Origin of the sequence: Sphingobium amiense (genome assembly GCF_003967075.1) — a bacterium.
In the GTDB taxonomy this organism is placed as follows: domain Bacteria; phylum Pseudomonadota; class Alphaproteobacteria; order Sphingomonadales; family Sphingomonadaceae; genus Sphingobium; species Sphingobium amiense.
Genome location: NZ_AP018664.1, coordinates 2,887,752 through 2,911,592, shown reverse-complemented (window position 1 = coordinate 2,911,592; position 23,841 = coordinate 2,887,752). Strand labels below are relative to the sequence as shown.

The 23,841-nt window shown below is 65.9% G+C and carries 29 protein-coding genes; 24 read left to right on the top strand and 5 right to left on the bottom strand.

Going from position 1 to position 23,841, the window contains the following annotated elements:
• Position 1: 1 nt before the first annotated feature.
• The 10 genes from rplR to SAMIE_RS14080 all read left to right on the top strand — a co-directional run bounded on the left by rplR (position 2) and on the right by SAMIE_RS14080 (position 8,225).
• On the top strand, positions 2-355 hold the full coding sequence (rplR, locus tag SAMIE_RS14125; protein ID WP_066700941.1) for a 50S ribosomal protein L18: 354 nt from the start codon (positions 2-4) through the stop codon (positions 353-355).
• Positions 356-357: 2 nt separating this feature from the next.
• Entirely contained in the window at positions 358-1,086 is a 729-nt protein-coding gene (rpsE, locus tag SAMIE_RS14120) for a 30S ribosomal protein S5 (protein WP_066701033.1), read from the top strand.
• Between the two features lie 6 nt (positions 1,087-1,092).
• On the top strand, positions 1,093-1,272 hold the full coding sequence (gene rpmD, locus SAMIE_RS14115) for a 50S ribosomal protein L30 (protein ID WP_022682102.1): 180 nt from the start codon (positions 1,093-1,095) through the stop codon (positions 1,270-1,272).
• A 268-nt stretch (positions 1,273-1,540) separates the two neighbouring features.
• Positions 1,541-1,954: a transposase gene (locus SAMIE_RS14110; protein ID WP_062346444.1), complete on the top strand. Its 414-nt coding sequence runs from the start codon at positions 1,541-1,543 to the stop codon at positions 1,952-1,954.
• A complete protein-coding gene (gene tnpB, locus SAMIE_RS14105) occupies positions 1,951-2,322 on the top strand; it encodes an IS66 family insertion sequence element accessory protein TnpB (protein ID WP_062346440.1) in 372 nt (123 codons plus the stop codon). The genes SAMIE_RS14110 and tnpB overlap by 4 nt, the downstream gene beginning before the upstream one ends.
• 294 nt (positions 2,323-2,616) lie before the next feature.
• Entirely contained in the window at positions 2,617-4,110 is a 1,494-nt protein-coding gene (tnpC, locus tag SAMIE_RS14100) for an IS66 family transposase (RefSeq protein ID WP_066522435.1), read from the top strand.
• 198 nt (positions 4,111-4,308) lie between these two features.
• A complete protein-coding gene (gene rplO / locus SAMIE_RS14095; RefSeq protein ID WP_066702906.1) occupies positions 4,309-4,848 on the top strand; it encodes a 50S ribosomal protein L15 in 540 nt (179 codons plus the stop codon).
• 192 nt (positions 4,849-5,040) lie between these two features.
• Positions 5,041-6,405: a preprotein translocase subunit SecY gene (gene secY / locus SAMIE_RS14090; RefSeq protein ID WP_066702909.1), complete on the top strand. Its 1,365-nt coding sequence runs from the start codon at positions 5,041-5,043 to the stop codon at positions 6,403-6,405.
• A 45-nt stretch (positions 6,406-6,450) separates the two neighbouring features.
• The gene (locus tag SAMIE_RS14085; RefSeq protein ID WP_066702910.1) at positions 6,451-7,107 is read left to right on the top strand and encodes an adenylate kinase; all 657 of its coding nucleotides are present in this window, start codon (positions 6,451-6,453) and stop codon (positions 7,105-7,107) included.
• Between the two features lie 77 nt (positions 7,108-7,184).
• On the top strand, positions 7,185-8,225 hold the full coding sequence (locus SAMIE_RS14080; protein WP_066702911.1) for an acyltransferase family protein: 1,041 nt from the start codon (positions 7,185-7,187) through the stop codon (positions 8,223-8,225).
• A gap of 41 nt (positions 8,226-8,266) precedes the next feature.
• Here SAMIE_RS14080 and SAMIE_RS14075 read toward each other — a convergent pair whose 3' ends face one another.
• Complete coding sequence (locus SAMIE_RS14075) at positions 8,267-9,004, bottom strand: CsgG/HfaB family protein (RefSeq protein ID WP_232037429.1); 738 nt, start codon at positions 9,002-9,004, stop codon at positions 8,267-8,269.
• A 220-nt stretch (positions 9,005-9,224) separates the two neighbouring features.
• On the opposite strand from SAMIE_RS14075, the gene lepA reads away from it, so the two are divergent.
• From lepA to SAMIE_RS14055, 4 genes are all read left to right on the top strand, one after another.
• Positions 9,225-11,030 (top strand): translation elongation factor 4, encoded by a 1,806-nt coding sequence (lepA, locus tag SAMIE_RS14070; RefSeq protein ID WP_066702912.1) that lies wholly within the window; start codon positions 9,225-9,227, stop codon positions 11,028-11,030.
• Between the two features lie 59 nt (positions 11,031-11,089).
• Complete coding sequence (locus tag SAMIE_RS14065; RefSeq protein ID WP_066702915.1) at positions 11,090-11,449, top strand: YciI family protein; 360 nt, start codon at positions 11,090-11,092, stop codon at positions 11,447-11,449.
• A gap of 74 nt (positions 11,450-11,523) precedes the next feature.
• Complete coding sequence (locus tag SAMIE_RS14060) at positions 11,524-11,910, top strand: PH domain-containing protein (protein WP_066702918.1); 387 nt, start codon at positions 11,524-11,526, stop codon at positions 11,908-11,910.
• A gap of 148 nt (positions 11,911-12,058) precedes the next feature.
• Positions 12,059-12,760 carry a hypothetical protein gene (locus SAMIE_RS14055; protein WP_066702925.1) on the top strand — a complete coding sequence of 234 codons (702 nt, stop codon included), beginning with the start codon at positions 12,059-12,061 and terminating at the stop codon, positions 12,758-12,760.
• Here SAMIE_RS14055 and SAMIE_RS14050 read toward each other — a convergent pair.
• Positions 12,757-13,503: a glutaminyl-peptide cyclotransferase gene (locus SAMIE_RS14050; RefSeq protein WP_066702933.1), complete on the bottom strand. Its 747-nt coding sequence runs from the start codon at positions 13,501-13,503 to the stop codon at positions 12,757-12,759. The two genes, SAMIE_RS14055 and SAMIE_RS14050, sit on opposite strands and share 4 nt — an antisense overlap.
• Entirely contained in the window at positions 13,500-14,237 is a 738-nt protein-coding gene (ygfZ, locus tag SAMIE_RS14045) for a CAF17-like 4Fe-4S cluster assembly/insertion protein YgfZ (protein WP_066703009.1), read from the bottom strand. Before ygfZ ends, SAMIE_RS14050 begins: the two co-directional genes overlap by 4 nt.
• 61 nt (positions 14,238-14,298) lie before the next feature.
• Here ygfZ and SAMIE_RS14040 point away from each other — a divergent pair, with 61 nt between their 5' ends.
• On the top strand, positions 14,299-15,627 hold the full coding sequence (locus SAMIE_RS14040) for a dihydroorotase (protein WP_066702936.1): 1,329 nt from the start codon (positions 14,299-14,301) through the stop codon (positions 15,625-15,627).
• On the opposite strand, the gene rarD is transcribed toward SAMIE_RS14040, so the two are convergent.
• Positions 15,628-16,530: an EamA family transporter RarD gene (gene rarD / locus SAMIE_RS14035; protein ID WP_083952602.1), complete on the bottom strand. Its 903-nt coding sequence runs from the start codon at positions 16,528-16,530 to the stop codon at positions 15,628-15,630.
• Entirely contained in the window at positions 16,527-16,748 is a 222-nt protein-coding gene (locus tag SAMIE_RS14030; RefSeq protein ID WP_066703011.1) for a hypothetical protein, read from the bottom strand. The genes rarD and SAMIE_RS14030 overlap by 4 nt, the downstream gene beginning before the upstream one ends.
• Before the next feature lie 159 nt (positions 16,749-16,907).
• Here SAMIE_RS14030 and SAMIE_RS14025 point away from each other — a divergent pair, with 159 nt between their 5' ends.
• The 9 genes from SAMIE_RS14025 (at position 16,908) to SAMIE_RS13985 (ending at position 23,840) form a co-directional block, all read left to right on the top strand.
• The gene (locus tag SAMIE_RS14025) at positions 16,908-17,636 is read left to right on the top strand and encodes a hypothetical protein (RefSeq protein WP_066702938.1); all 729 of its coding nucleotides are present in this window, start codon (positions 16,908-16,910) and stop codon (positions 17,634-17,636) included.
• A gap of 56 nt (positions 17,637-17,692) precedes the next feature.
• Complete coding sequence (gene crcB / locus SAMIE_RS14020) at positions 17,693-18,079, top strand: fluoride efflux transporter CrcB (RefSeq protein ID WP_066702940.1); 387 nt, start codon at positions 17,693-17,695, stop codon at positions 18,077-18,079.
• Positions 18,076-19,377, top strand: a complete 1,302-nt coding sequence (locus tag SAMIE_RS14015; protein WP_066702948.1) for an RluA family pseudouridine synthase — start codon at positions 18,076-18,078, stop codon at positions 19,375-19,377. Before crcB ends, SAMIE_RS14015 begins: the two co-directional genes overlap by 4 nt.
• Complete coding sequence (locus tag SAMIE_RS14010; protein WP_066702950.1) at positions 19,374-20,033, top strand: HAD-IA family hydrolase; 660 nt, start codon at positions 19,374-19,376, stop codon at positions 20,031-20,033. Before SAMIE_RS14015 ends, SAMIE_RS14010 begins: the two co-directional genes overlap by 4 nt.
• Positions 20,030-20,287 carry a hypothetical protein gene (locus tag SAMIE_RS14005; RefSeq protein WP_066702952.1) on the top strand — a complete coding sequence of 86 codons (258 nt, stop codon included), beginning with the start codon at positions 20,030-20,032 and terminating at the stop codon, positions 20,285-20,287. Before SAMIE_RS14010 ends, SAMIE_RS14005 begins: the two co-directional genes overlap by 4 nt.
• On the top strand, positions 20,284-20,988 hold the full coding sequence (locus SAMIE_RS14000; RefSeq protein ID WP_066702954.1) for an ATP12 family chaperone protein: 705 nt from the start codon (positions 20,284-20,286) through the stop codon (positions 20,986-20,988). The genes SAMIE_RS14005 and SAMIE_RS14000 overlap by 4 nt, the downstream gene beginning before the upstream one ends.
• 96 nt (positions 20,989-21,084) lie before the next feature.
• A complete protein-coding gene (locus SAMIE_RS13995) occupies positions 21,085-21,840 on the top strand; it encodes a tetratricopeptide repeat protein (protein WP_066702963.1) in 756 nt (251 codons plus the stop codon).
• A 70-nt stretch (positions 21,841-21,910) separates the two neighbouring features.
• Positions 21,911-22,792, top strand: a complete 882-nt coding sequence (lgt, locus tag SAMIE_RS13990) for a prolipoprotein diacylglyceryl transferase (RefSeq protein WP_174522253.1) — start codon at positions 21,911-21,913, stop codon at positions 22,790-22,792.
• Positions 22,782-23,840, top strand: a complete 1,059-nt coding sequence (locus SAMIE_RS13985; protein WP_066702966.1) for a class I SAM-dependent methyltransferase — start codon at positions 22,782-22,784, stop codon at positions 23,838-23,840. The genes lgt and SAMIE_RS13985 overlap by 11 nt, the downstream gene beginning before the upstream one ends.
• The last annotated feature ends 1 nt before the right edge of the window (position 23,841 follow it).

Here is a 23,841-nt window from a genome sequence, read left to right as displayed (position 1 = left end):
GATGGCAAAGCTTTCCCTCTTCGCGCGGCGTCGTCGCCGCGTCCGCACCGCGCTCAAGGCGGTTTCCGGTCACAAGCCGCGCCTCAGCGTTCACCGCTCGGGCCGTCACATCTACGCTCAGGTCATTGATGACGCCGCCGGCAAGACCGTCGCCGCCGCTTCGACCCTGGACAAGGACGTGCGCGGCAAGACCGGCGCCACGGCCGAGGCCGCTGCCGATGTCGGCAAGCGCGTCGCTGCTGCGGCGACTGCTGCCGGCGTCACCAGGGTCGTGTTCGACCGCGGTGGCTTCCTGTTCCATGGCCGCGTCAAGGCGCTGGCCGATGCCGCCCGCGAAGGCGGGCTGGAGTTCTGATGATGGCTGACGAAAACGAAATCCAGTCGCAGGCGGGCGCTCCCGCTGCGGTCGAAGGCGGCGAGCAGCCGACGGAAAACCGCGGTCCCGGCCGTGGCCGTGGCAACCGTGGCGGCGGCGACCGCAACCGTGGCGATCGCGGCGGCCGTGGCCGTCGTGACGACCGTCGCGGTGGCAACCGTGACGAGGAGCAGGGCGAGGAACTGATCGAGAAGCTGGTCCACATCAACCGCGTCTCGAAGACCGTCAAGGGCGGCAAGCGCTTCGGCTTCGCGGCGCTGGTCGTCGTGGGCGACGGCAAGGGCCGTGTGGGCTTCGGCCATGGCAAGGCGCGCGAAGTGCCCGAAGCCATCAGCAAGGCGACCGCATCGGCCAAGAAGGCGATGGTTCGCGTTCCGCTGAAGGAAGGCCGCACGCTGCACCATGACGGTCTCGGTCATTTCGGCGCCGGCAAGGTGACGGTGCGTTCGGCTCCGGCGGGCACCGGCATCATCGCGGGCGGTCCGATGCGCGCCGTGTTCGAAAGCCTCGGCGTCGCGGACGTCGTGACCAAGTCGAACGGCACGTCGAACCCCTATAACATGATCCGTGCGACCTTCGCGGCGCTGGGCGAACAGACCAGCCCCAAGTCGGTGGCGCAGCGTCGCGGCAAGAAGGTCGCCGACCTTCTGCGTCGTGGCGGTGCCTCGGCCGAAGTCGCGCAGGCCGACGCCGAAGCGATTGCGGAGTAACAGGATATGGCGAAGATCAAGATCAAGCAGATCGGTTCGCCGATCCGCCGCCCCGCCGACCAGAAGAAGATTCTGATCGGCCTGGGCCTTGGCAAGATGCACCGCGTGGTGGAGCTGGAAGACACGGCGGAAGTCCGCGGTGCCATCAAGAAGCTGCCCCACATGGTGCAGGTGGTCGAAGGCTAAGCCTTCTTCCCGAAGCGAAAACAGGAAAAGGCCGGGGTGCGCAGGCACGCCGGCCTTTTCCGCGTCCGGTGCACACTATCCTATATCGCCGCGCCGACGCTAGACGATGGCGGTCGCCTGCCGGCGGCTCGCAGGCCCGCCGCGCATGAAGATTTCCTACCGGCGACAGTTAATGTGTATCCGTCATCCCAGACCCACGTGGCGTAGATGGCCATGAGCTTTGAGTGTCCCGCGTGCATATCGCGTAATTTGATTCGGCGGGGTGACTGTGGAGCAAGAGATCGACGGCAGTGGCGGCGTGGAGAACGGGCGCCGACGGCGCTGGACGCTGGAAGAGAAGCGCGCGGTGGTGGAGCTGTCGCTCGATCCGGCGTGCAGCATGGCGGAGGTGGCCGCGTGTTTCGATGTCCTTCCGGCCCAGATATATGCCTGGCGCCGCGAGTTGCGCGAGATGGCGGAGGACGCGGCGCGCGAGGACAGGGCGATGTTCCTGCCGGCGGTCATCGAGCCGACATCGGTGCCGGCGGTGCTGCTCGAACCGGAGGCCGCGAACGCGCGGCTGCTGCCGGACGCGGTGGTGCAGGTCGCAATGGAAGTGCGCGGCGTGCCAGTGATGGTCGCCCACGGCGCAAGTTCGACGCTGGTCGCCTCGGTAATCGCAGCGCTGCTGAGGGCGCGATGATCGGGCCGGGCAGCGACGCCAAGGTGCTGATCTACACCAAGCCGATCGATTTCCGCTGCGGCATCGACACGCTGGTGGCCAAGGTCCAGCACGAGTTGAGCCAGGATCCGTGGCGCGGAGTCGCCTATATTTTTCGTTCCAAGAGGAAGGACAGGCTGAAGATTCTGTGGTTCGACGGCACCGGCATCTGGCTGATGACCAAGCGCGCCGAGGCCGCCGAAGGATTCGCCTGGCCGCCGGCGGTCGATGGCAGTTTTTCGATCACGGCGGCGCAGATGGCAGCACTCACCTCGGGCATGGACTGGCGTCGGCACCGCGCGCCAAGGCGCGTAAATCCGCCTAAAATCGAGGGTTTCGCTGATGCGTGAGATAGTCGCGACAGGCCGAGTCAACTGCGCTGGACGCGTCGTTACGCATGTGATTCGATGCCTGCCATGGACCCGCTGACGGCCTCCTGCAAAGACCCAGTTGCGCTGCTCGCGACCATCGCGAAGCTGACCGCCGAGGCGGCCGAACGCGACCAGCAGATCGTTCGCATCAACGCCGAGAACGAGGCGCTCGCCCGCGCTGCGGCCCAAGCTGAGGCGCGCGAGATCATCGCGCTCGCCACCGCGAAAGCGGCCGAACACGCCGCCGTCATCGCCGAGGCGAAGGCCGCCGAGATGGAGGACGCGCTCGCGGCCGCCCGCGATGAGGTCAAGCGCCTCAACGACATTCTCGACCAGTTCAAGCGCCACCGTTTCGGCCAGAGCGCCGAGCGGCTCGATCCCGACCAGTACCAGCTCGTGCTCGAAGAGCTCGAAGCTGCCTTGTCGCGCGCCGAGGCCGGGCTCGAAGCGCTGATCGACCAGGCTGACGCGACCGGCGAGACAAAGCGCCGCCGCCGCAACAACCGTGGAGCGCTGCCCGCCCATCTCGAGCGTATCGAGCAGGTCGTCGACATCGAAGACAAGCAGTGTGCCTGCTGCGGCAACGATCTTCATGTCATCGGCGAGGACGTCACCGAGCGCCTCGACGTCGTGCCCACCATCTTCCGCGTGCTGGTCACCCGCCGTCCGCGCTATGGCTGCCGCGGCTGCGACGAGGGCGGCGTCACCCAGGCGCCGGCGCCAAGCTTCATCGTCGATCAGGGCCTGCCCACCGACGCGCTCGTCGCCCAGGTCATCGTCGCGCGCTACGCCGATCACCTTCCGCTTTACCGGCAAGCCCAGATCTACGCCCGCCAGGGGATCGATCTCGACCGGGCAACGCTCGCCGACTGGGTCGGGCGCGTCGGATGGTGGCTGACTCCGCTCAGGCAGCATCTGCTCGCCGAGCTGCGAAGTTCGGTGAAGCTGTTCGCCGACGAGACGCGCATGCCCGTGCTGGCGCCCGGGACCGGCAAGACCAAGAGCGGCCAGCTGTGGGCCTATGCCCGCGACGATCGGCCATGGGGCGGACTCGCGCCGCCCGCCGTCGTCTACATGTACGCCGCCGGCCGCGGCGGCATGCATCCGATCGACCATCTCGGCGACTTCGCCGGGGTGCTCCAGGTGGACGGCTATGCCGGCTACAATGAGATCAAGCGCCGCAATGGCGTCACCCTCGCATTCTGCCTGCTTCACGCGCGGCGCAAGTTCTACGATTTCCGCGAAAAGGAGCCCGTTGCCGACGAGGTGCTCCGTCGCTTCTCGGCGATCTACAAGATCGAGGCGACGCTCAGGGACACCTCGCCCGAGGCGCGGTTCGAAGGGCGGCAGCTGATACTGAAGCCGCTGTTCGATAACCTGCGCGACTATCTCTCGAAGAACCTCGGCCGGTTCAGCGCCAAGGGCAAGATGGCCGAAGCGATCAACTATATGCTCAACCACTGGCAGCAGCTCACCTATTGCCTGCTCGACGGCCGCGTCGAGCTCGATACCAACACGGTCGAAAGAAGCATCCGCCCGATTGCCCTGTCGCGCCGCAACTCGTTGTTCGCCGGCAGCGATGCCGGGGCAGACAATTGGGCGGTGCTCGCCAGCCTTCTCGAAACGTGCAAACTCTCGGACGTCGATCCGCTCGCCTGGCTCACCGCCACCCTCACCAAGCTTGCCAACGGTCATAGCAACAAGGACCTCGATTCCCTCATGCCCTGGCACTTCCCCAAGATCGCCGGGCGCAACGCCCCCTCTTAAGACGCTTGACCGGCACGTTTCCGCCACGTGGGTCTGGGATGACGGATACGTTAATGTCGAAACTTGCGGGAAATATGCGAAGCTAAGCCCCGCCACCTCCGTTCGAGCGGCCGCGACAAAAGGCGTGACAAGCCCGCCCGATCCGACTAAAGGGCGCGCTTTCCATCAGCGCGAACATAGCGAAAGCGAGTGCACATCATGACTTTCAAGCTCAACGAACTCACCGATAATGAAGGCGCCCGCAAGGGCCGGATGCGCGTGGGCCGCGGTATCGGCTCGGGCAAGGGCAAGACCGCCGGTCGCGGCCAGAAGGGTGCGAAGGCGCGCTCGGGCGTCAGCATCAACGGCTTCGAAGGCGGCCAGATGCCGCTCCACATGCGCCTGCCGAAGCGCGGCTTCAACAACATCTTCGCCAAGGATTATGCCATCGTGAACCTGGGCGCGCTGCAGAAGGCGATCGACGCCGGCAAGCTCGACGCGAAGGCCACCATCGACCATGCGGCGCTCAAGGCCGCTTCGCTCGCCCGTGGAGGCAAGGACGGTGTCCGCCTGCTCGGCAAGGGTGAACTGACCGCCAAGGTCAGCCTGCTGGTCGCCGGCGCGTCGAAGGGCGCTGTCGAGGCGGTCGAGAAGGCCGGCGGCAAGGTCGAAGTGATCGAAGTCGTCGCGGCAGCCGACAAGGCGAAGGCGAAGAAGGGCACTGCCCTTGCCGCCAAGAAGGCTGCCAAGCAGGGCTGATCGCAGTCCAGATCTTGCAAGCGTGACCCCGCTGCCCGATATGGGCTGGCGGGGTCGCGCATTTGGGGGAATCCTCTTGTCGCTTCTGTGACAACTCCCGTTCGACAGGATCGATCAGCCCCGCTAAGGGAGTGAACGATTCCGACCCGCGGACCCGTTTTCGCGGCATGTGTGATTTGAAGGGCAGCCACCATGGCATCGAGAGCCGACCAGCTCGCATCCAATCTCAGCCTCGCCAAGTTCAGCCAGGCGACCGACCTCAAGAAGCGCCTCTGGTTCACGCTGGGCGCGCTGATCGTGTTCCGCTTCCTGAGCTTTGTGCCGCTGCCCGGCGTCGATCCGACCGCCCTGTCTCAGCTCTACAGCCAGACCAACGGCGGCATTCTCGACATCTTCAACACCTTCTCGGGCGGTTCGCTGTCGCGCATGAGCCTCATCGCGCTCGGCGTCATGCCCTATATCACCGCGTCGATCGTGGTGCAGCTCGCCGCCTCGCTGTCGCCGCAACTCGCCGCGATCAAGAAGGAAGGCGAGAGCGGGCGCAAGAAGCTCAACCAGTATACCCGCTACGGCACGGTCGGCCTGACCGCCGTTCAGGGTTATTTCATCGCGGTCGGCCTTGAAGGGTTCGGCGCGCAGCAGGGGCTTCAGGCGGTGGTCGATCCCGGCCTGCTGTTCCGCCTGACCGCGGTGATCTCGCTGATCGGCGGCACCATGTTTCTGATGTGGCTGGGCGAGCAGATCACCTCGCGCGGGATCGGCAACGGCACGTCGCTCATCATCATGGCGGGCATCGTTGCCCAGTTGCCGGTGACGCTCAGCAATCTGTTCAAGTCGGGCAGCGAAGGCTCGATCTCGGGCCTGCTCATCGTGGCGATCATCATTCTGGCGCTCGGCCTCATCCTGCTGATCTGCTACATGGAGCGCGCGCAGCGCCGCGTCCTCATCCAGTATCCCAAGCGCCAGACGCGTCAGGGGCTGATGCAGGCGGACCGCAGCCATCTGCCGCTCAAGGTGAATACCGCGGGCGTCATCCCGCCGATCTTTGCCAGCTCGCTGCTGCTGATGCCGCTGACCATTTCGCAGTTCGCCGGCCGCACCGTCGCGGGCGAAAGCCGGATGGGCGATTTCGTCCTGACGCTGAACCAGTATCTGTCGCACGGCAGCCCGGTCTACATGGCGCTCTATGGCCTCGGCATCGTCTTCTTCTGCTTCTTCTACACCGCCGTGGTGTTCAATCCGGAAGAGACGGCCGACAATCTCAAGCGCAACGGCGGGTTCATTCCGGGCATCCGTCCGGGCAAGAACACCGAAAATTATCTCGACTATGTGCTGACGCGCATCACCGTCATCGGCGCGGCCTATCTGGCCTTTATCTGCCTGGTGCCGGAATTCGCCATCGCACGGGCGGGCATCCCCTTCTACCTGGGGGGAACCAGCCTGCTGATCGTGGTCAACGTCACGGTCGATACCGTGACCCAGATTCAGAGCCACCTTCTCGCCCATCAATATGGCGATCTCATCAAGAAGGCGAAGCTCAAGGGACGCCTGCGCTAACAGGGCAGCCCGCACGAAGCGCAAGCAAAGGGGAGAATGCGCGCAATGAACATCATTCTGCTTGGCCCTCCGGGTGCCGGGAAAGGCACACAGGCATCGCGGCTGGTGGAGAGCCGGGGCATGGTGCAGTTGTCGACCGGCGACATGCTGCGCGCTGCGGTGAAAGCAGGCACGCCGGTGGGTCTCAAGGCCAAGGCGGTGATGGAAGCGGGCGAACTGGTGTCCGACGAGATCGTGTCGGGCATCATCGGCGAAGCGCTCGACGCACTCGCCGCCGACACCGGCGTCATTTTCGACGGCTATCCCCGGACCGAAGCGCAGGCGCATTCGCTCGACACGATCCTTTCGACACGCAACCGCACGCTCGATCATGTGATCGAACTCGAAGTCGATGAGGATGCGCTGGTCGAGCGCATCACCGGCCGCTTCACCTGCGCCACCTGCGGCGCGGGCTATCATGACAGCTTCAAGCAGCCCAGGGTCGAAGGCGAGTGCGACAAGTGCCACGGGCACGAGTTCAAGCGCCGTCCCGACGACAATGAGGAAACCGTGCGCACCCGCATGGCCGAATATCGCGCCAAGACCGCGCCGATCCTGCCGATCTATGAGGCGCGCGGCATTGTGTCGCGGGTGGACGGCATGGCGGACATGGACGATGTGACCGTGGCGATCGCCGCGATCCTCGATGGGAAAGCGGGCTGACCAGGGACGGACGCTTCTGTCCGGATCTGCCACGATCTTAACGGAATCGTTGCTCGCCTGTTGCTAAGGGAGCGTCGATGGTTGCATCGACGCATTCCCGAAGCCGGTTGACGGAGCTGGACGCCCTGCGCGGCATCGGCGCGCTCTGCGTTCTCGTCTTCCATTATTCGACCCGCTTCCACGAACTGTTTCCGCAGGCGGCGCACGTCCCGTTCAGTTTCCCCGGCGGCAATTACCGGGTGCTGCTGTTCTTCACTATTTCGGGCTTCGCGATCTTCTTCACGCTGGATCGCATCGGGTCGGTCGCGGACTTCATCGTCAACCGCTTCGCCCGGCTCTATCCCGCCTATCTGGTGGCGATGCTCGTGACGCTGGCGGTCGAATATGCCGGTCATGCCAGCCGCCTGCTGGTGGGGCCGCTGGCCATTCTCGCCAACATGACGATGTTGCAGGGCTTCGCCTTCATTCCAGAGGTCGATGGCGCCTACTGGACGCTGACGGTCGAGATCGCTTTCTACATCTGCATGGCGGCGATCTGGACATGCGGCGGCGTGCGCAGGCTGGAGCCGGTGCTGGCCGGGTGGCTGGCGCTGCGCTGGCTGTGGTGGCTCTGGCCCGACATGCCCGAACGCATCATCATGCTGCTGGCGCTCCGCTATGTGCCCTTCTTCGTGCTGGGGATGCTGGCCCACCGCATCTGGTCGGGACAGAGACGATTGATGCAGCAACTCCCCGTCGCGCTGTTCGCGCTTCTCTCCATCGCGGTCATGGAGACCTGGGACATCGTGGTGATGGGCCTGCTGATGGTGGCGCTGTTCGTGGCGCTCATTCACGGATGGCTGCGCTTCCTCGCGCTGCGCCCGCTCGTCTGGATGGGCGGGATCAGCTATTCCTTCTACCTCGTCCACCAGCATATCGGCTTTGTCGTGATGCTGGAGGTCGCAAGGGCGGGGTATAGCCCGTGGATCGCCTTTTTCGCGGCCTTCCTCGTCGCCCTGCTGTTGGGGACGATCATCAACCGCCTTGTCGAGCGCCCCGCCGCCGACGCGATACTGGCGCGATGGAAGGGACGAAAGGGCAGGCGCGGGGCCGCGACAGGCGCCCGCCTCGCCGGATAGAGGGGTGGGGCGGACGCCTTGCAGCACCCGCCCACGCCGCCTTATTTCTTCGCGACCGGAGCCGCCGCCGCGGCGTTGGCGGGAAGTCCGCCCAGTTGCGTCACCAGCTTGCGATAGGCGTCGAGATAGGCGAGCACGATGACCTGTCCGATCTCGGTATTCTGGTATCCGCTGCCGCCGGCCGCCGCGAAGCCGCCCCACCAGCCACCGCCCGCGCCGCCGCCGAAACCGACGTCCGTCTTGCGGGCATAGCCTTCGGTCAGCGCTTCTTCCTCGGTCGTGCGCGCATTGACGATGGAAAGCGTGACGTTCGCTTCCTTCTTCTTGATGTTGAGGCCGCCGATAAGCGCGCCGCCAAAACCGCCCATCAGGCCGCCCAGCGCGCCGCCGATGCCGCCGCCGCCCGAATTGCGGTTGGACGACACGATGTCAGGCTCCAGATAATAATCCGCCGCCTTGACCTGTCCCTTGCCTAGGTTCGATCCGGCCTGAAGCTCGCCCGAATCCGCCATGGCGCGCTCCATCGCGCGGCTCTGCATCGACCGGCCGCGATTGACGATCCTGAAGCAGCCCGACTGCTGGATGAAGACCTTGAGGATGGCTTCCGGGCTGCCGAGGTTCAGTTCGCGCCACCACTGATTGTCCGGCTCGACGATGGCGACGGTGCCGAGATTGCGGGTGCAGACCGGGATTTCCTGCGTCGCGCGCTCCTGATCGCGGCGGCCCGAAGACGCGCCCTTGGTCGTTCCGTCCTTGTAGGTCTTGCCCGACGAACTCATGTTCGTCTGCGCCATCGACGCGGTCGGCATCGCCACCAGCGCCACCGTCGCGAGCAGCGCGGAAACCGTCTTCACCATTGCTTCAAACCCCCATTCATGCAGTTACGTGCCTGTTGTTAAGCCTGTGGTGCGACCCCGCTGTTACGCCGCCGTCTTAGCATGACGCTCCAGCCGATTCCACCGTGCTGACAAGCGTGCGAAGCCCTGCTATCGGCGCGCGATGACCGATCTTTCGCATATCCGCAATTTTTCCATCATCGCGCATATCGACCATGGCAAATCCACCCTGGCCGACCGCCTGATCCAGCGCACCGGAGGCCTGACCGACCGGGAAATGAGCGCGCAGGTGCTCGACAATATGGACATTGAGAAAGAGCGGGGCATCACCATCAAGGCGCAGACCGTGCGCCTCGATTATGTCGCGAAGAACGGCGAGACCTATGAACTGAACCTCATGGACACGCCGGGCCATGTCGACTTCGCCTATGAGGTGTCGCGCAGTCTGGCCGCGTGCGAAGGCGCGCTGCTGGTCGTGGACGCCGCACAGGGGGTGGAGGCGCAGACGCTCGCCAACGTCTACCAGTCGATCGAGCATGACCATGAGATCGTGCCGGTGCTGAACAAGATCGACCTGCCCGCCGCCGAACCGGAAAAGGTGCGCGCGGAGATCGAGGAGGTGATCGGTCTCGACGCGTCGGAAGCCGTGCTGGCGTCGGCCAAGTCCGGCATCGGCATCGACGAGGTGCTGGAAGCTATCGTCGCCAAGATCCCGCCGCCCAAGGGCGACCGCGACGCGCCGCTGGAGGCGATGCTCGTCGATAGCTGGTATGACCCCTATCTGGGCGTCGTCATTCTGGTGCGCGTCATCAACGGCGTCATCAAAAAGGGTCAGAACATCAAGTTCATGATCGGCGGCACCGAACATCTGATCGACCGCGTCGGCTGCATGCGCCCGAAGATCGAGGCGCTGCCCGAGCTTGGCCCCGGCGAGATCGGCTTCATCACCGCGCAGATCAAGGACATCAGCCAGACCCGCGTCGGTGACACCATCACCACGGTCAAGAACCCCGCCGCCGCGCCGCTGCCGGGCTTCAAGGAGGTGCAGCCGGTCGTCTTTTGCGGCCTGTTCCCGGTCGACGCCAACGACTTTGAAAAGCTGCGCGATTCGATCAGCAAGCTTCGCCTCAACGACGCCAGCTTCTCGTTCGAGATGGAAACATCGGCTGCGCTGGGCTTCGGCTTCCGCTGCGGATTCCTGGGGCTGCTCCATCTGGAGATCATTCAGGAGCGGCTGACCCGCGAATATGATCTCGACCTCATCACCACCGCGCCTTCGGTCGTCTACGACATGCATATGAAGGACGGCAGCGTGAAGCATCTTCACAACCCCGCCGACATGCCCGATCCCAACCATATCGAGATGATCGAGGAGCCGTGGATCGAGGCGGTGATCTACTGCCCCGACGAATATCTCGGCTCCATCCTGAAACTCTGTCAGGACCGGCGCGGCATCCAGAAGAATCTGACCTATGTCGGCGGACGCGCGCAGGTGACATATGAACTGCCGCTCAACGAAGTCGTGTTCGACTTCTACGACCGGCTGAAGTCGATCAGCCGTGGCTATGCGAGCTTCGACTATCACCAGATCGGCACGCGCGAAGGCGATCTCGTCAAGATGAGCATCCTCGTCAACAATGAGCCGGTCGATGCGCTCTCCATGATCGTTCACCGCTCCGCCGCCGAAGCGCGCGGACGGCACATGTGCGAGCGGCTGAAGGATCTGATCCCCCGCCACCTGTTCAAGATCCCGATTCAGGCAGCGATCGGCGGCAAGGTGATCGCGCGCGAAACCATCGCCGCGATGCGCAAGGACGTCACGGCGAAATGCTATGGCGGCGACATCACCCGCAAGAAGAAGCTGCTGGAGAAGCAGAAGGAAGGCAAGAAGCGGATGCGCGAATATGGCAGCGTCCAGATTCCGCAGGAAGCCTTCATCGCCGCGCTGCGCATGGGGGACGAAAACTGAGGCGGCTTGGCTCCGGCCCGGCGATCTGCGAGAGTCGCGCTTCCTGACGGGAGAGCGACATGCGTGTGATGGTGCTGGTCAAGGCGACGGCGGACAGCGAGGCGGATGGCCCCATCGATCCTGCCATGATGGCGGCGATGGGCCGGTTCAACGACGAGCTGGAGGCGGCGGGACTGCTGGTGGAGGCCAATGGCCTCAAGCCCTCCTCCTACGGCAAGCGGATCGCGTTCGACGGCGCGGAGAGGCGCGTGATCGAAGGACCATTCCTGCCTGCGCGGGAACAGGTCGCGGGCTACTGGATCTGGAGCGTCGCCAACATGGACGAGGCGGTCGCATGGGCGAAGCGCTGTCCCAATCCCATGCCCGGCCCCAGCGAGATCGAGATTCGTCCCTTCTACGAACTGGACGATCTGTCCTGACCGCAGCCGCGCGGGTTGACGCGTTGCCGGGCGCATGATGATAGTGGCCCCATAGCGCGAACAAGGGAGGCGGCGTGAGCGACACCTGGCTGTATGACGAACATCCCGCGATGGTCCGCGCCAACCCGCTGCTGTTCCTGCTGCTGCTCGTGTCGGTGGTCGGCATCCTCGCCATTGCGGTCTGGTGGATACGCTGCAAGGGGGAGCGGCTCGCGCTTTCCGACCGCGAAGTGCTGATGGAACGGGGCATCCTGTCGAAGCAGCGCACCGAAATCGCGCTGTCCTCGATCCGGTCGGTCCGCATTACCCAGTCGCTGTCCCAGCGGATGTTCGGCGTTGGCCATGTCGAACTTTTCAGCGCGGGAGACATGGCGGAAATCGCCATCCGCAACATGCCCCGACCCGACCGTATCCGTGCGCTCGCGGCGTCGCGCAACCTCGATCTTCTGCCCCAACGATAGACAATTTCAGAGCGCCCCTTGACTCGGGGCCATTTATTTCAACGATAAGTCGCACAGGGGGCCGCCCGAGCACCCGCCACGCAAGAGGACGCCATGTCAGGACCGTCCGTTCACACAGGGGTGGACGGCGCTGCTAAAGGGTGTCGCCATGGTGGGCTTGCGAGTGATGCCGTCCTTGCCGGATCTGAGCGCGGAGGAACGCGCGGCGGTTCGGCAGGCCTGCGGCTTCGCCTGCGTGCGGTGCGGTGTCACCATCTACCGCTATCTGGGGCTGCCGGACGGACCGGGCGCTACCCTGCTGTGCCCGACCTGTCACGGTCTGGTCGAGGAAGGGCGGCTGACGGCGACTCAGGTGCACAGCTTTCACGCCAACCCGGTCGTGCGGCAGCGCCATTTCGCGCGCGACCGCCTGCCTTTTTCGGCGGAACTGCCGCAGCTCATCGTCGGCGGATCGCGGCTGCTGCGCGACACGCCGATCCCGATCACGCTGGAAGGCGAGCCGGTGCTGGTCTTCGCCCCGCCGCGCCGTGCCAATGGCGCCACCCGCATCAGCGTGCGTCTGGGCGGGGTGGATGGACAGCCCGAACAGATTGTCGACGGCAATGAATGGATGCCCGCCAATGGCAGTTGGCATTTCCTGCTGCGCGGCGACCGCTATTCGATGATGGCGACGCGGGGCGATGGCCTGTGCGTCCTGCGCATCGTCGCGCGCAACCGCATCGCGGTCGAGCATCTGCGCACGACGCTCAAGGGGCGCAGGCTGGAAGTCACGCCCGACTGGTTCGAGATCGACGGAAAACGTTATATCGACCGGATCGGCAGCGGCACGCTCGTGGGGCTGGAGCTTTAGCGCTTTACCCTGATTTCGAACAGCTTGGGCCAGAACTTGCCGGTGATGAACACGCGGTCGCTGGCCGCGTCATAGGCGATCCCGTTCGCCACCGCCTCGCTGTCGGTAACGCCCGCCGCCTTGCGCAGCGGCGCGACGTCGATCCAGTCGATCACCGCGCCGGTCGCCGGGTCGATCCGCGCGATTTTCGTGTCATACCAGATATTCGCCCACACCTCGCCGCGCACATATTCCAGCTCGTTCAGCCGTTCGACCGGGCGGCCGTTCCACGTCACGGTAATCCGCCGCTGCTCGGCCAGCGTATCGGGATCGAGGAATCGCAACTGCGCCGTCCCGTCGCTCATGATGATGTGCCGCCCGTCCTGCGTCAGCGCCCATCCTTCCCCCTCGTAGCGAAAGTCCGACAGCGGCCTGAAGCCCGACAGCGACCAGACGAAACCCTGCCGGTGCCGCCATGTCAGGCTGACGATCCGGTCCTTCCAGTTGACGATTCCTTCGCCGAAATAGCGGCTGTCGAGCACGCGCCGCTCAAGTATCTTGCCGCTTTTCAGCGCGACCTTGCGGATGTCCGACCGGCCCTCCAGCCCCGTGCTCTCATAGAGCGCCCCGTCGAGGTAGAAGAGGCCTTCGGTAAAGGCGCCCGGATCGTGCGGATAGGTTTTCACCAGCGTCCATGGCGTATCGGCACGGGCTGGCGCGGCAAGGACGAAGGCGCAGGCCAGCGCCAGCAGCGCCCGCTTCATTCCGCGACCGGCGCAGCGAGGGCGGCGGCCAGCCAGACCGGCGCGGTCGCGGGGTCGATTGCCTCCACACGGCGCAATTCAATCGAAAGGCCAAGGTCGGGCAGGGCGGCACGCTGCCGCCTTTCGTCGGCCCGGTCCAGCGGCACCGCCACCAGCCGCCGGTTCACCTTGCTGCGGTAATGCATCCGCGCGGTATTCTCCTGCCCGACATAGCAGCCCTTGTCATAATCGACGCCGTGCAGTTCCTCCGCATTGGCTTCCAGCCACAGGACTGCGTCCTGTCCCAGTTCGCCCACGCCCTCGAACACGCCCAGCGCCAGCCGGTGCACCCGGAAAGCAGGGGCGGCATCGCCATCGCCCGGCGCGGCCAGCCAGCGATGGCCAAGGTCCGGCAGGCGCGGATCGAAAGGCCGGTCGCGCGCCTCCAGTGACCAGTGCGCAGCGAGTCCGTCTTCCCGCGCGATCGTCACCCTGCGTCGCAACCGGTAAAGCGCCAGCCGCTTTGCCAGCGCGTCCGCCTGCGCCGCTTCGCAATCGATCAGCACGTCGTCGCCATCTGCCCACAGGATGAAGTCGAACAGCGCCTTGCCCTGCGGCGTCAGCAATCCGGTCCAGCGCGGCTCCCCTTCCGCCAGCGTCAGCACATCGCGCGTCAGCAACCCCTGCAGGAAGGGGCGCGCCTCGTCTCCGGAAATTCTCAGGATCGCGCGGTCGGTGAGGGTGGTGCCGGTCATCGCCTTTAGGTAGGACGGCGGCACGCATTCGCCAAGCCGCCAGCCGACACAGGAGTCCGCCATGCCCCAGACCTTCGACATGATCCTGAAAAACGGCACCGTCCATACACCCGGCGGGGCGGAGAGTGCGGACGTGGGCGTGCGCAGCGGGCGGATCGCCGCCATCGGCGCCAGCCTTGGCGACGCAGGCGAAGTGATCGACTGCACCGGCCTCGACGTGCTGCCCGGCTGCATCGACAGTCAGGTCCATTTTCGCGAGCCGGGTCTGGAACATAAGGAAGATCTCGAATCGGGGAGCCGCGCCGCCGTGCTGGGCGGCGTCACCGCGGTGTTCGAAATGCCCAACACCAATCCCAACACCGACACGGCCGAGCGCGTCCATGACAAGCTCGCCCGCGCGCATCATCGCATGTGGTGCGACCATGCCTTCTATGTCGGGGCGACGGCGGACAATGCCGAGCAGTTGAAGGAACTGGAGCGTATTCCGGGCACGTCAGGCGTCAAGATCTTCATGGGCGCATCGACCGGCAGCCTGCTGGTCGACGATGACGACGCGCTGTCGCGCGTGCTGGCGTCGGGCAACCGCCGCGTCGCCATCCATGCCGAGGACGAAGCGCGGATGAATGCGCGCAAGGATCTGCGGGTGGAAGGCGATCCGTCGTCCCATCCTGTCTGGCGCGACGACGAAAGCGCGATGATCGCGACGAAGCGGATCATCGCGCTCGCCCGCAAGGCGCGGCGCCGCATCCACATCCTGCACATCACGACGCCCGCCGAACTCGAATATATCGGCCAGAACAAGGACATCGCGACCTGCGAGGTGACGCCGCAGCATCTGACGCTCGCCGGGGAGGATGCCTATCCGCGCCTTGGCACCTATGCGCAGATGAATCCCCCGATCCGCAGCGCCGCGCATCGCGACGGTCTGTGGTTCTGGCTCAATCAGGGCGTGCCTGATGTGCTGGGAAGCGACCATGCACCCCACACCGTCGAGGAAAAGGCCAAGCCCTATCCCGCCTCGCCCAGCGGCATGCCGGGCGTGCAGACGCTCGTGCCGCTGCTGCTCAACCATGTGGCGGAGGGGCGTCTGACGCTGCGCCGCTTCATCGAACTCACCTCATCCGGGCCGCAGCGCGTGTTCGGGCTGACCGGGAAGGGGCGGATCGCGGTCGGCTATGACGCGGACTTCACGGTCGTCGATCTCAAAAAGCGCTGGACGGTGGGCAAGGACTGGCTCGCCTCCCGCTGCGACTGGTCGCCGTTCGAGGGGATGGACCTGACCGGAAAGGCTGTGGGCACGATCGTTCGCGGGCACAGGGTCATGTGGGAAGACGCGCTTGCCAACGCCGCCATCGGCGAGCCGGTGCGGTTCGAAGCGACGCAGTTCTAGTCAGGCGCGGGCTGTCCGGCTGCGGCGGGCGACGGCAATCCCGTCGCTGGCGAAGAAGACAAGACCCACCCAGATAAGGCCGAAGCTCACCATCTGCCCGGTGCTCAGCTTCTCCCCGAACAGCAGAACGCCGCACAGGAACTGGAGCGTCGGCCCCAGATATTGCAGCAGCCCCAGCGTGGCCATTGACAGACGCTGCGCCGCGACGGCGAACAGCACCAGCGGCACGGTCGTCACCGCGCCCGTCACGATCAGCAGCAGGGTGGTCGCCAGATCCTGCCCGAAACCCATCCCGCCATGGCCCGCTTCCCAGACGAGATAGGCGAGGGCAGGCGGCGCGAGCAGCGCGGTTTCGACGCCCAGCCCGGTCATCGGCGCCACGACCGTCAGCTTGCGCACCAGTCCGTAGAAAGCGAAGCTGAGTGCGAGGGTCAGGCTGATCCACAGAGTCGTCAGCGCCGACGCCGCGAGGATCGCCACGCCCAGCGCGGCGATCGCGATCGCCGCCACCTGCCACTGGCGCAGCCTTTCCTTCAGCACCACCACGCCCAGCGCCACATTGACCAGCGGATTGAGGAAATAGCCAAGGCTCGCCGCCACCACCTGTCCCTGATGCACAGCCCAGACATAGGTCAGCCAGTTGATCGCGATCAGCGCCGCCGAAATAGCGAGCGGAAGGGCAATCCGCCGGTCCCTCAGCGCAATCACCAACACCTTAAGGCCGCCCCGCGCGGCGAGGATCGCCACGATCAGCAGCAGCGACCAGATGATGCGCTGCATCACGATCTCGGTCGGATTGACATGGTGGAGCATGCGGAAGAACAGCGGCAACAGACCCCACAGCCCATAGGCCGCGATACCCGCGATCAGTCCCCTGCGCAGTTCGGCATCGGCGTCGGTCAGATGATGCCTCCGCCCAGAAACAGGCGCAAAGCACCGAAAGCGGCCACCAGCAGGCAGAAATTCTGCCCGCTCCTCTTCGATGAGATCAGGCCGATCAATGCGCCGAACAGCGCCATCGGCACCAGAATCCAGTTGAGCGCGCCCAGCAGCGGAAACACTGCCGGGATCATCAGGATCAGCGTCACGATGCCGACGAAGATGGACATGATGTTGAACATACGGCGTAGATGGCCCCTTCGACGGTTCAGGACAAGCCGACGCGGCGGGCCAGTGCGGTGAAACTGGACCGGCGTTCAACAAAAAGGCTGCGATTCACCAAATTTCCTAACGCAAAATTAACGCTTGTTCTTCATCGCCTGTTTACGAAGGAGTGAAGGATGGCGCTTTTCCGGTCTGTTTCGGTCGTGGCCCTTTTGCTGGCGCTTTCCGCCTGTGGGAAGGGCGACAAGGACGCCAATCTTGCGGCGCTCGACGCGCAACTCACGAACAACAGCGCGGACCCTGCGGTCAGGGGCGCGCTGGCCGATCCCATCGTCGTCGACCCGCAACTGGTCGGCCAGTCCGACCGCAATGCCGTGCGCACGACGCCCAAGCTGCCGACCGGAGGCGCGCCGGTGCTGCCGCAGGATGTGCGCGCCGCCCAGGCGCAGGCAGTGAAGACTGCGGGTGGCAAGCTGCTGACCGCGCCCGCGCCGACCACTGCCGAACCTCTCGATTCGACCGTCACGCTCGGTGCGCTGGCGCGGAACAGCGGCAATGCGGGCTGCGCGAAGAAGCTCGTCTATGGCGCGCAATGGGCGACGCGCCTGCCCGAACCCTTCGGCGCTTATCCCGGCGCGCAACTCACCGAAGCGGCGGGCGCAGAAACGGACGGCTGCACCCTGCGCGCGGCGAGCTTCGTGACCGCAGCGCCCCGGCAGGCGGCGATGGACTATTATTACACCATCGCCCGGCGCGCGGGCTATGACGGACAGCATCGCGTGATGGGCGGCGATCATGTGCTGGGCGGAACGCGCGGCTCGGATGGCGCGGCCTACTTCATCCTGTTCACCGACGCGCCGGGCGGCCGCACCAGCGTGGACATCATCGCCGACAGGGGCCGCTGACCCTCGGGGGATTGCGGCCTTTCGCCCCGCGCCGATTCGCGATAGGGGCTGCTTCCATGACCAATTTGTTTCTCGTGATGGGCGGCGGGGCCGTGGGGGCCGCGCTGCGCTATCAGCTCGGGCGCTTCGCCGGGCAGATCGCGCCGGGCGTGGCGTGGCCCTGGGGCACCTTCGCCGCCAATCTGATCGGCGGCTTCGCCATGGGCTTGCTTGCCGGATGGCTGGCGCGGGGTGGAGCAGGCGCGGGCGAGCCGATGCGCCTGCTGCTGGGCGTCGGTCTTCTGGGCGGATTTACGACCTTTTCGGCCTTCAGCCTTGAAACGATACTGATGATCGAGCGCGGGCAGGCGACGCTGGCGCTCGCCTATGCGCTCGCTTCGGTGATCGGCGCGGTCGTCGCGCTGGCACTGGGCCTCACCGTCATGCGGAGCGTCGCGGCATGAAGGGCCGCCCGCCCGCCAGAGGCAGCGCGCCGCGCAAGGGCGCGCCGGGCCGCAAGCCCGCAGGCCCGCGCAAGGATGGCAAGCCTGCCTTCAAGCCCCGCGCGCCTGCCGCCACCAAATCCGCCGCCAAGCCTGCTGCGGTCAAGGCTGCTCCGCCCAAGGCCGCTCCGGCAAAGCCGAACCCTGCCAGGGGCGTATCGCTCGACGTGCGCCAGTTTCGCGTCGGCGCGGACGATGACGGCATCCGGCTCGACCGCTGGTTTCAGCGGCATCTGCCCGATGTCGGCTTCAACCTCGTTTCGCGCTGGTCGCGCACCGGCCAGTTGCGCGTCGACGGCGCGCGCGCCGCGCCGGGCGACCGCATCGCCGAAGGGCAGACCATCCGCGTCCCTCCCGCCGAGCAGAAGCCGGAAGCGGCCGAAAAGCCAAAGCGCGTCCGCGTCATCGACCTGACGCCCGAAGAGATCGCCTATGCGCAGGAGATGGTGATCCATCGCGACGCGCAGGCCATCGTCATTAACAAGCCGCCCGGCCTCGCGACGCAGGGCGGGACGAAGACCGACGAGCATGTCGACAAGCTGCTCGACGCGCTGCTCTACGATCTCGACAGCCGCCCGAAGCTGGTCCACCGGCTCGACAAGGACACGTCCGGCGCGCTGCTGCTCGCGCGCACCAGCCGCGCCGCCGCCCATTTCGCCAAAAGCTTTTCCAGCCGCACCGCCCGGAAGGTCTACTGGGCGCTGGTGATGGGCGTGCCGAGCATCGAGGACGGCATGGTCGAACTGCCCATCGCCAAGCAGCCCGGCACCGGCGGCGAAAAAATGCATGTCGATCAGGAGGAAGGGCTGCCCGCCCGGTCGCGCTACCGCGTGATCGAGCGTGCCGGGAACCGCGCGGCCTGGGTCGAGCTTCAACCCTATACCGGCCGCACCCATCAGCTCCGCGTTCACATGGCTGCCATCGGCCATCCCATCGTGGGCGACGGTAAATATGGCGGGAAGGACGCATTCCTGAGCGGCACGATCAGCCGCAAGATGCACCTCCACGCCCGCCGTATCCGCGTCGATCATCCCGACGGCGGGCGCGTCGACGTGACGGCGCAATTGCCCCCGCATTTCGCCAACAGCCTCACCGACCTCGGCTTCGATCTGGCGCTGGGCGACATGCCGCTCGACGACGAGATCGACCGCACACCCACGCGCGAGGATGAGAAGAAGGTCGCGCGCCAGCACGCCAAGCAGATCCGCAAGGGCCGCAAGGGCGAACGCCGCGCGCGGGGTGGTGCGCGCAAGGCATGACGAACCGCCTTGTCGTTTTCGACTGCGACGGCACGCTGGTCGACAGCCAGCATGGCATCTGCACGGCAATGACACGCACGTTCGAGGAGGCGAATCTGCCGCCGCCCGACCGACTGGCGATCCTTTCGGTCGTCGGCCTGTCGCTGCCGCACGCCATAGCGCGGCTGCTGCCCGACGCGGAGGACGATTATCACCATCATCTCGCTGATCGCTACAAGCTCGCCTTTCAGGCGATGCGGAAGGCGGAGGGGGTGCAGGAGCCGCTCTATCCCGGCATCGCCGATCTTATCGTGGCGCTGGACGACGAGGGCTGGATGCTGGGCGTTGCGACGGGAAAGTCGGATCGCGGTCTTGCGCTCTGCCTCGCCCATCATGACATCGCGCATCATTTCGTGACGCTCCAGACCGCCGACCGGCATCCGTCGAAGCCGCATCCCTCCATGCTGCTGGCCGCCATGGCGGACGCGGGCGCCTCACCCGAAACGACGGTGATGATCGGGGACACCAGCTTCGACATCGCCATGGCGCTGGCGGCGGGCACGCGCGCCATCGGCGTCGGCTGGGGCTATCACGCGCCTACGGAACTGGTGGAAGCGGGCGCGCAGGCCGTAGCGATGGACAGCGCACAGTTGCATGCGCATATCGGCGCGGCATGAGCGATCTTCCTCCCTCGCCGCCGGTCGATCCCGACCGGGTTGCGCGCCAGCGCCATTTCGCCATATCGCTGTTCCGCCTCTCGGGCGCGTTCATCGTGATGTTCGGCTTCCTCGCCATCGCGCAGCGTTTCTCATGGGTGCAGGGGACGAAGGCCAAGGCGTTCGGCACGATCATGGTGCTGACCGGCCTGTTCCAGTTCGTCATCGTGCCGCGCCTGCTCGCCGCCCTGTTCCGAAAGAGGCCGCCGGAATGAAGCGCTTCTACAAGGAGGTGGCCCTCACGAAAGCAGAGGGCGGCTGGTCCATCGCGCTCGACGCCCGCCCGGTCCGCACGCCCGCCCGCGCGCTGCTGGTGCTGCCGACGCCCGCGCTGGCGGAGGCTGTCGCCGATGAGTGGCGCGGGCAGGGCGACACCGTCGATCCCGCCTCGATGGCGATGACCGGTCTCGCCAATGCGGCGATAGACCATGTCGCGACCGATCCCGCCGCCTTTGCCGCCACCATCGCCCGCTACGCGCAGAGCGACCTGCTCTGCTATCGCGCGGATGGTCCCGATGCGCTGGTCGCGCGGCAGGAGGCGGCATGGAATCCGCTGCTCGAATGGGCGCGGGCGCGCTACGATGTCGCCTTTGCGGTAACGCAGGGCATCATCCCCGTGCCGCAACCCGAGGAGACCCTTTCGCGTCTCGCGGCGGCGGTGCTGACGCTCGATCCCTTCACCATGGCGGGGCTGTCGACTCTGGTGACGATCAGCGGCTCGCTCGTCTGTGGCCTCGCCATCGTCGAGGGAGGGCACAACCCTGAAAGCATCTGGCGCGCCGCAGAGATCGACGAGGCGTGGCAGGTGGAACAGTGGGGCGAGGATGCCGAGGCGACTGCCCGTTCCGCCCGCCGCTACGCGGACTTCGCGACAGCCGCTGCCTTTTGCGCGCTGTGTCGCAACCGAAACGACTAGGAACCTGCCCGCTTCTTCATGCATTATGCGGCAAAAGGGGCGCGCAGGACGCGGCCCGTTCCCGACGACATGAGGAGAAGCCCCTTGGCTCACAGGTTGACCAGGTCGATTGTGCCCGCGCTGCTGGTTCTGGCTGCTGCGCCCGCTTTCGCGCAGGACGCGCCGCCCGCCGCGCCACCCGGAGTCGCGCCCGCGCCGGAGGCTGCCGCCCCGGAAGCGCCCCCCGCCGCGCGCGAACTGACCTCCGCCGAAATTGTCGCTTTCAACAAGGCCCTTACCGACTTCTCCGCCGCGCAGGCGGCGCAGCAGAAGGGCGACAATCAGGGCGCAGTCGCCAGATATGACGCGGCGCTGCCCGCGATCCGCACGGCGGTGGAAGCGGACCCGTCCAAGATCGACAATGTGAATTTCCTCGCCAACGCCCTCTATGCCGACGCCGCCGCCTATGGCGTGCTGGGCCAGATGGACAAGGTGATCCCGCTTTACGAGGAATCGCTGCCGCACTGGCGCACCATCGTCGCGGCGAAGCCGGAGGACGCGGCCAGCCGCGCCATTCTCGCCGGCATCCTCGTGCAGATCGGCAATCTGAAGCTGGGCGTGCAGGATCGGTCGGGCGCGCGGCCCTATTATGCGGAGGCGCTGGCCCTGTCCCGCAAGGCGGTGGCTGACGCACCCGCGGACAATGTGGCGAAGAATCTGCTTCTTTCTGCGCTGATCGGCGCAGGCCAGACCTCGACCGAGGAGGGGATGCTGGAGGAAGCGCTGGCGATGGGCAAGGCGATGATGGCGGACGGCACGATCGACGCGTCCAACCGCCCGACCGTGGAGGCGATGACGCAGAGCGCGGGATAGTCGGCGACAATCTGGCGCGCCCTCTTCATCTTGGCGGCAGCTTGTTCTATGCCCCTTGGGCTTCACCCCGATGGGACATCAGAATTTGATCCTGGACCTTGCCGCCGCCGCTTCGGGCGCCATCCGCTTCGACGATCTGGGGCTGGACCCCGTCGCCCTGAACCTCGGCTTCTTCACTATCAAATGGTATAGCCTCGCCTATCTGGCGGGAATCCTCATCGGCTACTGGTATCTGCTGAAACTGGTGGCCCAGCCCGGTTCGCCGATGGCGCGCCGCCATGCCGACGACATGATCTTCTACGCGACGCTCGGCATCATCATCGGCGGGCGGCTGGCTTATGTCATCTTCTACCAGCCCGAAATCCTCGCGCATCCGCTCGACATCTTCAAGCTCTGGAACGGCGGCATGTCCTTCCACGGCGGTGCGGTCGGCGTGTCGCTCGGCATCCTGTATATGGGGTGGAAGGAAAAGCTGAACTGGCTGCGCATCCACGACTATGTCGCCTGCGTCGTGCCCTTCGGCCTGTTCTTCGGCCGCCTCGCCAATTTTGTGAACGGCGAATTGTGGGGGAAGGAAACGGATGTGCCATGGGCCATCATCTTCCCGACCGGCGGACCCTTCCCGCGTCACCCGAGCCAGCTTTATGAAGCCGCGCTGGAAGGCGTCCTGCTCTTCCTCATCCTCGCCTACGCCTTCTGGCGGACCAAAGCGCGCTACGAACCGGGCAAGCTCGTCGGCATATTCCTCCTCGGCTATGGCTGCTTCCGCTTTGCGGTCGAATATTTCCGGGAAGCGGACGCGCAGTTGATGGAGTTCGCCGCGCGCACCGGCCTTCATATGGGCCAGTGGCTCTGTCTGCCGATGATTGCGGGCGGCCTGTTCCTTATCGCCACCGCCAGGGGCCGACGCCAGCGGGTCGAGCCGGTCGCGGGCAGCGCCAGTGTTGGCTGAGCCGCTCTGGCAGCGGCTCGCGCGCCAGATCGAGGCGGGCGGGCCGATTTCCGTCGCTTATTATATGGGCGAAGCAAACCAGCATTATTACGCCACGCGCGATCCGCTGGGCGCGGACGGCGATTTCACGACCGCGCCGGAAATCAGCCAGATGTTCGGCGAACTGATCGGCCTTGCGCTCGCGGATGTCTGGATGCGGTCGGGGCGTCGGCCCGACGCCTATTATGTCGAACTGGGGCCGGGACGCGGGACGCTGGCGTCCGACGCGGCGCGGTCGATGGAGCGCGCCGCCTTCGCGCCGCGCATGCATCTGGTGGAAACCAGCCCCGTCCTGCGCGGCCGCCAGAGCGCCATGCTGCCCACCGCGATCCATCATGACACGGTCGAGAGCCTGCCCGATCATGGTCCGCTGCTGGTCGTCGCGAACGAGTTTTTCGACGCCCTGCCCGTGCGCCAGTCGATCCGCGTTGGCGATGAATGGCGCGAGCGCGTTGTGGTGCCACGTGCGGAGGACGGGCGCTTCATTCCCGTTGCGGGCTATCGCCGCATCGAATCGGGCCTGCCGCCCATTGCCGCGCAGGCGGAGGATGGCGCGATCATCGAAACGCCGCTCGCGGGCGCCAGCGTCGCCTTCGCACTCGCCAACCGCATTGCGCGGCAGGGCGGGGCGGCGATCATCGTCGACTATGGCTATGAAGGTCCGGCTTTCGGCGACACGGTGCAGGCGGTGAGGGACCACGGGTTCGCGGACCCCTTTGCCGATCCGGGGGAGGTGGACCTGACCGCCCATGTCGATTTCACGGTGCTGAAGAACATGGCGCTCCAGGCCGGGCTGCGCGTCTATGGCACGGTGGGGCAGGGTGAATTTCTGCGGCAACTGGGGATAGAGGCGCGCGCCGAACAACTGGCCCGCACCGCGCCGGAGCGCGCCGCCGAAGTAGAGGCCGCCGTTCGCCGCCTGACCGATCCGGATCAGATGGGCACGCTGTTCCGCGCAATGGCGTGGACTCACCCCGACTGGGGCGATCCCGCCGGGTTCGAAGGCTGAC

Coding starts and splice junctions, on each gene's coding strand:
- tnpC (WP_066522435.1), top strand. CDS start 2,617: ATGGAGGACGCGCTCGCGGCCGCCCGCGATGAGGTCAAGCGCCTCAAC.
- tnpB (WP_062346440.1), top strand. CDS start 1,951: ATGATCGGGCCGGGCAGCGACGCCAAGGTGCTGATCTACACCAAGCCG.
- SAMIE_RS14055 (WP_066702925.1), top strand. CDS start 12,059: ATGGTGGGCTTGCGAGTGATGCCGTCCTTGCCGGATCTGAGCGCGGAG.
- SAMIE_RS14000 (WP_066702954.1), top strand. CDS start 20,284: ATGAAGCGCTTCTACAAGGAGGTGGCCCTCACGAAAGCAGAGGGCGGC.
- SAMIE_RS14030 (WP_066703011.1), bottom strand. CDS start 16,748: ATGTTCAACATCATGTCCATCTTCGTCGGCATCGTGACGCTGATCCTG.
- SAMIE_RS14050 (WP_066702933.1), bottom strand. CDS start 13,503: ATGAAGCGGGCGCTGCTGGCGCTGGCCTGCGCCTTCGTCCTTGCCGCG.
- SAMIE_RS14005 (WP_066702952.1), top strand. CDS start 20,030: ATGAGCGATCTTCCTCCCTCGCCGCCGGTCGATCCCGACCGGGTTGCG.
- secY (WP_066702909.1), top strand. CDS start 5,041: ATGGCATCGAGAGCCGACCAGCTCGCATCCAATCTCAGCCTCGCCAAG.
- ygfZ (WP_066703009.1), bottom strand. CDS start 14,237: ATGACCGGCACCACCCTCACCGACCGCGCGATCCTGAGAATTTCCGGA.
- rpmD (WP_022682102.1), top strand. CDS start 1,093: ATGGCGAAGATCAAGATCAAGCAGATCGGTTCGCCGATCCGCCGCCCC.
- SAMIE_RS14010 (WP_066702950.1), top strand. CDS start 19,374: ATGACGAACCGCCTTGTCGTTTTCGACTGCGACGGCACGCTGGTCGAC.
- crcB (WP_066702940.1), top strand. CDS start 17,693: ATGACCAATTTGTTTCTCGTGATGGGCGGCGGGGCCGTGGGGGCCGCG.
- rplR (WP_066700941.1), top strand. CDS start 2: ATGGCAAAGCTTTCCCTCTTCGCGCGGCGTCGTCGCCGCGTCCGCACC.
- SAMIE_RS14065 (WP_066702915.1), top strand. CDS start 11,090: ATGCGTGTGATGGTGCTGGTCAAGGCGACGGCGGACAGCGAGGCGGAT.
- SAMIE_RS14040 (WP_066702936.1), top strand. CDS start 14,299: ATGCCCCAGACCTTCGACATGATCCTGAAAAACGGCACCGTCCATACA.
- SAMIE_RS14025 (WP_066702938.1), top strand. CDS start 16,908: ATGGCGCTTTTCCGGTCTGTTTCGGTCGTGGCCCTTTTGCTGGCGCTT.
- rplO (WP_066702906.1), top strand. CDS start 4,309: ATGACTTTCAAGCTCAACGAACTCACCGATAATGAAGGCGCCCGCAAG.
- SAMIE_RS14085 (WP_066702910.1), top strand. CDS start 6,451: ATGAACATCATTCTGCTTGGCCCTCCGGGTGCCGGGAAAGGCACACAG.
- SAMIE_RS14075 (WP_232037429.1), bottom strand. CDS start 9,004: ATGAGTTCGTCGGGCAAGACCTACAAGGACGGAACGACCAAGGGCGCG.
- SAMIE_RS14015 (WP_066702948.1), top strand. CDS start 18,076: ATGAAGGGCCGCCCGCCCGCCAGAGGCAGCGCGCCGCGCAAGGGCGCG.
- rpsE (WP_066701033.1), top strand. CDS start 358: ATGGCTGACGAAAACGAAATCCAGTCGCAGGCGGGCGCTCCCGCTGCG.
- lgt (WP_174522253.1), top strand. CDS start 21,911: ATGGGACATCAGAATTTGATCCTGGACCTTGCCGCCGCCGCTTCGGGC.
- lepA (WP_066702912.1), top strand. CDS start 9,225: ATGACCGATCTTTCGCATATCCGCAATTTTTCCATCATCGCGCATATC.
- SAMIE_RS14080 (WP_066702911.1), top strand. CDS start 7,185: ATGGTTGCATCGACGCATTCCCGAAGCCGGTTGACGGAGCTGGACGCC.